The 6,174-nt window shown below is 72.1% G+C and carries 5 protein-coding genes; 2 read left to right on the plus strand and 3 right to left on the minus strand.

All coding sequences use genetic code 11. From position 1 onward, the window contains the following. Positions 1–97: 97 nt before the first annotated feature. Both ACFVH5_RS14615 and ACFVH5_RS14620 read right to left on the minus strand, forming a co-directional pair. Positions 98–2,365, minus strand: a complete 2,268-nt coding sequence (locus ACFVH5_RS14615) for a TOMM precursor leader peptide-binding protein (protein ID WP_385833978.1) — start codon at positions 2,363–2,365, stop codon at positions 98–100. Continuing rightward, complete coding sequence (locus ACFVH5_RS14620) at positions 2,362–2,541, minus strand: hypothetical protein (RefSeq protein ID WP_210882549.1); 180 nt, start codon at positions 2,539–2,541, stop codon at positions 2,362–2,364. The genes ACFVH5_RS14615 and ACFVH5_RS14620 overlap by 4 nt, the downstream gene beginning before the upstream one ends. A gap of 264 nt (positions 2,542–2,805) precedes the next feature. Here ACFVH5_RS14620 and ACFVH5_RS14625 point away from each other — a divergent pair, with 264 nt between their 5' ends. Next, positions 2,806–3,624 carry an AfsR/SARP family transcriptional regulator gene (locus ACFVH5_RS14625; RefSeq protein WP_107016449.1) on the plus strand — a complete coding sequence of 273 codons (819 nt, stop codon included), beginning with the start codon at positions 2,806–2,808 and terminating at the stop codon, positions 3,622–3,624. An 18-nt stretch (positions 3,625–3,642) separates the two neighbouring features. On the opposite strand, the gene rfbH is transcribed toward ACFVH5_RS14625, so the two are convergent. After that, positions 3,643–4,947, minus strand: coding sequence for a lipopolysaccharide biosynthesis protein RfbH (gene rfbH, locus ACFVH5_RS14630; RefSeq protein ID WP_385833980.1), 1,305 nt, complete (start codon positions 4,945–4,947; stop codon positions 3,643–3,645). Positions 4,948–5,109: 162 nt separating this feature from the next. Between rfbH and ACFVH5_RS14635 the strand changes: the two genes are divergently transcribed. Continuing rightward, positions 5,110–6,102, plus strand: a complete 993-nt coding sequence (locus ACFVH5_RS14635; RefSeq protein ID WP_385833981.1) for a Gfo/Idh/MocA family protein — start codon at positions 5,110–5,112, stop codon at positions 6,100–6,102. The last annotated feature ends 72 nt before the right edge of the window (positions 6,103–6,174 follow it).

Genomic DNA, 6,174 nt, shown 5'->3' on the forward strand with positions numbered 1-6,174 from the left:
CTAAAGGAAGAAGACCGCCGGTGAAGTGAAAAGGTTTGCTCCGGTGCGCCAAAACAAGTGGATGATTTCATTCCGTAAAGGGGAACACTTCATTCCGTCACAGGTGCAGGGGAAAGGGATTCAGCTCGGTGAAGTCCGTCGGCCGGGCCAGCCGGCCGAGCGCGACCGGTACGTCGAACAGCCGGCCGGGACCGAATCCCGCCCAGTGCGGGCGCAGTCCGGGGATCAGCACCTTGGCGACGGGCAGCCCCACATCGGGACGGGTCTGGTCGAGGACGAGTACGTCGAGGCCGTGCCGGCGCAGCAGCTCGACCAGGGCCCCGGCCTGGGCCGCGGCGTCGGCGGGCGGGCGCAGTGCGGCGGGCGGCCGGGCGGACCGGCGGGCGGCGGGCAGCAGATAGGGCTGGTTGGCGGTCGTGGCGTGCCGGAACCAGGCGAGGGCCTCCGGGTCGTCGCCGGTGTAGGCGGTCCCTCCGCCGGGCGGTCCGCCCGTCAACGGCGGCAGCATCTGGTTGAGTTCGGTCAGTGCCCGGCGCAGCGCGATCCGCGCGTCGAAGTGGGCGCCGAAGCCCAGTACGACGTCCTCGGCCGGCTCGCCGATCCGGGCCGAGACGGCCGCGACCACGGGGATGCCGAGGTCGGACGTGAGGTCGAGGGCCCACACCGACCTCCCCATGTCCCGGAGCGAGGCCCGGGTCCCGGCGGTCCACTCGTCCCGCCCGTCGAGGACGACACCGGGCTGCCGTGTGCGGTTGTACCACCACAGGGCGATCGCGTCCCGCTCCACCAGCTCCAGGCAGCCGTGTACGACGGCGTCCTCCAGACTGGTGCCCGCGGCGGCTCCGTTGGAGGTGGCCCGGCAGTAACGGGTGTCCGCGTCCGGGGCGTTGTAGTAGAGCAGGCTCGTCGGCGCGAGGCGCTGCCGCTCCTCGGTCAGTGACCAGACGGGCGTCCAGTCGAGCGGGGCGTCCTTGTCGAAGGGCTCGGTCACCTGGTGGAAGGGGCCGTGCGCACGGTTCCAGGCAGCCCGGTCCGCGAACTGCCGCCGGTCGAAGAGCTGGACGCCGTCCGGGTGGACGGCCCGGTCCGCGAGTTCGCGGTAACTGCCCCGCAGACGCGGCTCGTCGCCCTGGAAGTACCCGCTGTACCGCTCGAGCGCCTCGGCCAGCGCACTCACCTTCGCGTGTGCCTCGGTGACGCCCTTGCCCGACCCCGGGCTGCGCAGCGGTGTGTGCAGCGCGGGCGGCGGCTTCGCCGGGTCCCAGGGCGGCTGGGCCCCCGCGTGGAAGCAGTTGAGGAACTCCGGCCCCCGCGGATCCCGGCGGATCTCGCCGACCAGCCCGGTGACGGGGTCCACGAGATGCCCGTACCGGTCGAGGACCTCGTCCGGACCGGCCGTCCGGTGGCCCCCTCCGCCGGTGTCGCGCACCGGCCGCGGGGACAGTGTGACGGGGGCCGACACCCGGTCGCGTACGAGCAGGGGATCGCCGCAGCGGGCGCACTGCGGGCGGCGCCGTACGGGATGACGGCCGCTCTCCAGGGTGCGGGTGTCCAGCCGCCACAGGGTGCCCTGGCGCGGATCGCGGTGCCCCGCCAGCCACTTCGCCGCCTCGAGGAGGGCCAGGTGCAGGGCCGCCGCCCGGCCCGTCGGCAGATACGACGGCCGGTGCTCGGCGGGCCCGCCGAGCCCGAGCCGGTGCTGGACGTACGCCTCGCTGCGCCGCCGCAGCCGCAGCCGGTCCGCGAGACAGCTCCAGCACGGACCCTCGCCGGGGGAGAAGAACGGGCCCACCCACAGATGGGTGCCGCTCGCCCGCACGGGCAGCCAACTGCGGCCCGCCGCACGGTGTTCCGCGTCCAGGGCGCTCAGCCGCGGATCGAGGTAGTCGTGGCACAGCGCCAGGGTCAGATCGGCGGGCTTGCCCACGGCCGCGGTCCGCAGACCGGCCGCCGACACGGCCTCGCACAGGGCGCCGCCGGTGTCCTCGGTGAGGTCGACCGGGGCCAGCAGGGCGCCCCGGCCGGCGTCGGGCCCGGCCGCGAGACCCGTGAGGGCCCAGTAGGCGCGCTCGGGTCCGGCGCGGCCGTCCGGCGGATAGGCGGACAGCAGACCCGCGCCCAGCAGCCTGGCCACGAGCCGCTCGGTGCGCTCGGGCGACAGCCCGGGGGCCGCGTCGGCGACGATCCCGGGCAGGTCGCGGCTGCCGTCGAGCAACGGGGCGAGCAGCGCGACCTGTTCACCGCCGAGCGTGGTCACCCGGTCCTCGGTCATCAGGAACACGGGCTCCCCGGGCGCCGATTCGACCCGCAGATGCGGTGCGAACCCCAGCCGGGGGAGCCCGTCGTCCGGGGCGGGACGGCTCATCGGGTCTGACGGCCGCCGTCCGCGGAGGAACCGGCGCCGGCTCCGGGCATCCAGCAGATGCAGATGCGGCCGTCGGTGGTGTCACCGGATTCGGGGCCGAATTCAGTGATCACGAGATCGTCGGCGCCTCTCGCGATCGCCGCGTCGCCGTCGAGCAGAGGCGTGATCCGTGACATGGGTGCTCCTTGTTCGCTGTCGACTTCGGTCGGCGCGCCCGACCCCGGCCGGGGCCCTGCGCGTTGCCGCCATCCTTACGTTCGTCACTGGCCGATACCAGTGCGTCACGCACAGGGCCCATATGAGAAATGCACATCTTGCGCATAGGTTCCTCATATGCCTGGCCGGGCCCCTGGCACTGGTTGATACCGGAAGCAGCCAGCGAGACTCCCTGAGCGAGGAGCTCTTCGCGGTGCTCCGTGGACCACATGGGGGAGAAAAAGATGGACATATGGTTGCTCGGACCGCTGACGGCCGAGGTTCGGGGCCGGTCGATCGTGCCGACAGCGGCGAAACCACGCCAGATTCTGGCCCTGCTGGCCATTCACGCCAACCGCGTCCTGCCCGTCGGGACGCTCATGGAGGAGATCTGGGGCAGCGAGCCGCCGCAGAGCGCGCTGGCCACCCTGCACACGTACATCCTCCAGCTGCGCCGGCAGCTCACCGCGGCCTACGGCGCCGACGCGGGGGTGTCCGCCAAGGACGTCCTCGTCACCCAGTACGGCGGCTACTGCTGGCAGGCGCCCACGGACGCCGTCGACGTACCGCGCTACGAGCGGCTGGTCGCCGCGGGCCGGGTCGCCACGGGCGAGGACCGGCAGGAGAGGGCGTCGGCGTACTTCCGTGAGGCGCTCGCCCTGTGGCGCGGATCCGCGCTCGTCGACGTACGCATCGGGCCCGTGCTGAGCATCGAGGTGGCCCGGCTGGAGGAGAGCAGGCTCGGGGTGCTGGAGCGCTGTCTGGAGGCGGACCTGAGGCTGGGCCGCCACGCGGAGCTGCTGACCGAGCTGATCGAGCTGACCGGACGCCATCCGCTGCACGAGGGGCTGCACGCCCAGTGCATGACGGCGCTGTACCGGGCGGGCCGCTCCTGGCAGGCACTCGACGTCTACCAGAGGCTGCGCCGCAGGCTGGCGGAGGAACTGGGGCTCTCGCCCTCCCCGCGCCTGCAGCGGCTGCAGCAGGCGGTGCTCTCCGCGGAGCCGTGGCTGGACGTGCCCGGGTGCGGGGAGGACGCGCTGCTCGACCGCATGATCGGCTGACCACCGCCCCCGGGCCGCTCAGCCGTTCTTGGTGACGAACTCGACGATCGACTCCAGCATGTAGTCGGTCATCTCCTCGGTGATGCCCGGGTACACCCCGATCCAGAAGCTCTGCTCGGTGATGATGTCGGAGTTGCGCAGGTCCCCCGACACCCGGTGGGGGGTGCCGAGATACGCCGGGTGCCGGGTCAGGTTGCCGCCGAACAGCCGTCGCGTGCCGATGCGCCGCTCCTCCAGGAAGGCGATCAGGTCGCGGCGGGTGTAGGTGGCGTCGGGCAGCACGGTGAGGACGAAGCCGAACCAGCTCGGGTCGCTGCCGGGGGTCGCGGTGGGCAGCAGCAGACCGGGGACGTCCGCGAGACCGTCGCGCAGCCGCTGCCAGTTGCGCCGCCGGGCCGCGCCGAACTCCGGGAGCTTCTTCAACTGGCTGAGCGCCAGGGCTCCCTGGAGGTCGGTCGCCTTCAGGTTGTAGCCGATGTGCGAGAAGATGTACTTGTGGTCGTACCCCTTGGGGAGGTCGCCCAGCTGGTAGTCGAACCGCTTGAGGCAGGTGTTGTCCTCGCCCGGCTCGCACCAGCAGTCCCGGCCCCAGTCGCGGAACGACTCGACGATCCGCGCCAGTTCGAGGTTGCGGGTCAGGACGCAGCCGCCCTCGCCCGTCGTGATGTGGTGGGCGGGGTAGAAGCTGACGGTGGCCAGATCCCCGAAGGTGCCCGTCATCCGCCCCTGGTAGGTCGAGCCCACCGCGTCGCAGTTGTCCTCGATCAGGAACAGCTCGTGGTCGGTGGCCAGTTGCTGGATCTCCGCGACCTCGTAGGGGTTGCCCAGGGTGTGCGCGATCATGATGGCCCGGGTCCGGTCCGAGATCGCGGCCCGGACGCGCTCCGCCGTCGTGTTGTACGTGCCGAGTTCGAGGTCCACGAACACGGGCACGAGGCCGTTCTGGAAGATCGGGTTCACCGTCGTGGGGAAGCCGCCGGCCACCGTGATCACCTCGTCGCCCGGCAGCAGCCGCTTCTCACCGAGGCGCGGGGACGTCAGCGCGGACAGGGCCAGCAGGTTCGCCGAGGAACCCGAGTTCACCAGATGCGCCTTGCGTACGCCGATGTGACGGGCGAACCTGCTCTCGAAACGCCGGGAGTGCGCCCCGGCCGCGATCCGCAGATCCAGGGCCGCCTCCACCAGGGAGACCCGGTCCTCCTCGTCCAGTACCGCCCCCGAGGAGAGGATCGGTGTCACTCCCGGTACGAAGTTCCCGGGCTCCTGCTGCCGGTGGTACTCGCGAACCTGCTCCAGGACCAGGGCCTTGGTGTCCGACGTCATAGCCGTCCCTCCTGTAAGGATTGCCTCGGGGCCATGCTCGCGCCGCTCGGTAGAGGAGCCATGGAGTCCCCGCGGAAAGGGCCTGCTCCAGCGGGCTTCCAGGGGCTTTCGACCTGCTCCGGCTAGCTTGTTCGGCGACGTATCCGACAGGTGAGGTGGCAGATGCCCGAGGACACTCCACGGCCCGGACTCCGCATGGGGGTGCTGGGCTGTGCCGACATCGCGGTGCGCCGGATCCTGCCTGCGATCGTGGAGCACCCGTCGGTGCGGCTGGTGGCCGTGGCGAGCCGGGACGGGGCCAGGAGCGCACGGCTCGCGGCCCGGTTCGGCTGCGCGGCGGTGACCGGCTACCGGGCGCTCCTCGACCGCGACGACATCGACGCCGTCTACGTGCCGCTGCCCCCGGGCATGCACCACGAATGGGTCGCCGAGGCGCTCACCGCGGGCAAGCACGTCCTGGTGGAGAAGCCGCTCAGCACCACGTACGAACAGAGCGCCGAACTGGTCGCGACGGCCGCCCGGCTCGGTCTCGCGCTCACCGAGAACTTCATGTTCCTGCACCACTCGCAGCACGCGGCGGTACGGGACCTGGCCCGCGACGAGATCGGCGAACTGCGGGTCTTCTCCAGTTCCTTCGGCGTACCGCCGCCCCACCCGTCGTCCTTCCGGCACGACGCGCGGCTCGGCGGCGGCGCCCTGCTGGACGTCGGTGTCTATCCGCTGCGCGCCGCCCAGCTCCAGCTCGACGGGGAACTCGACGTCCTCGGTGCCTGTCTGCGCGTCGACGAGGCCACCGGGGTCGACGTCGCCGGCAGCGCGCTGCTCTCCACGGCGACCGGGGTGACCGCCCAGCTCGACTTCGGCTTCCAGCACTCCTACCGCTCCGCGTACGCCCTGTGGGGCAGCCTGGGCCGGATCAGCGTGCCGCGGGCCTTCACCCCGCCCCGGGAGCACCGCCCGGTGGTCCGCCTCGAACAGCAGGACAGGACCACCGAGTTGACGCTGGCGGCCGACCACCAGGTGGGCAACGCGCTCGACGCGTTCGCGGCGGCTGCCCTGTCGGGCACCGGGCGGGCGGCACTGGGAGAGGCGCTGCTGCGGCAGGCGCTGCTGGTCGAGCAGGTACGCAAGGCGGCGCGGATCGTCAGCCTCTGAGGTGCGCGTGATGCGCGACGGGAAGGGCCGGCCCCCGCGGGGGCCGGCCCTTCCCGTCGCGTGTCGTGGCCG

The organism is Streptomyces sp. NPDC127119 (genome assembly GCF_042677425.1).
In the GTDB taxonomy this organism is placed as follows: domain Bacteria; phylum Actinomycetota; class Actinomycetes; order Streptomycetales; family Streptomycetaceae; genus Streptomyces.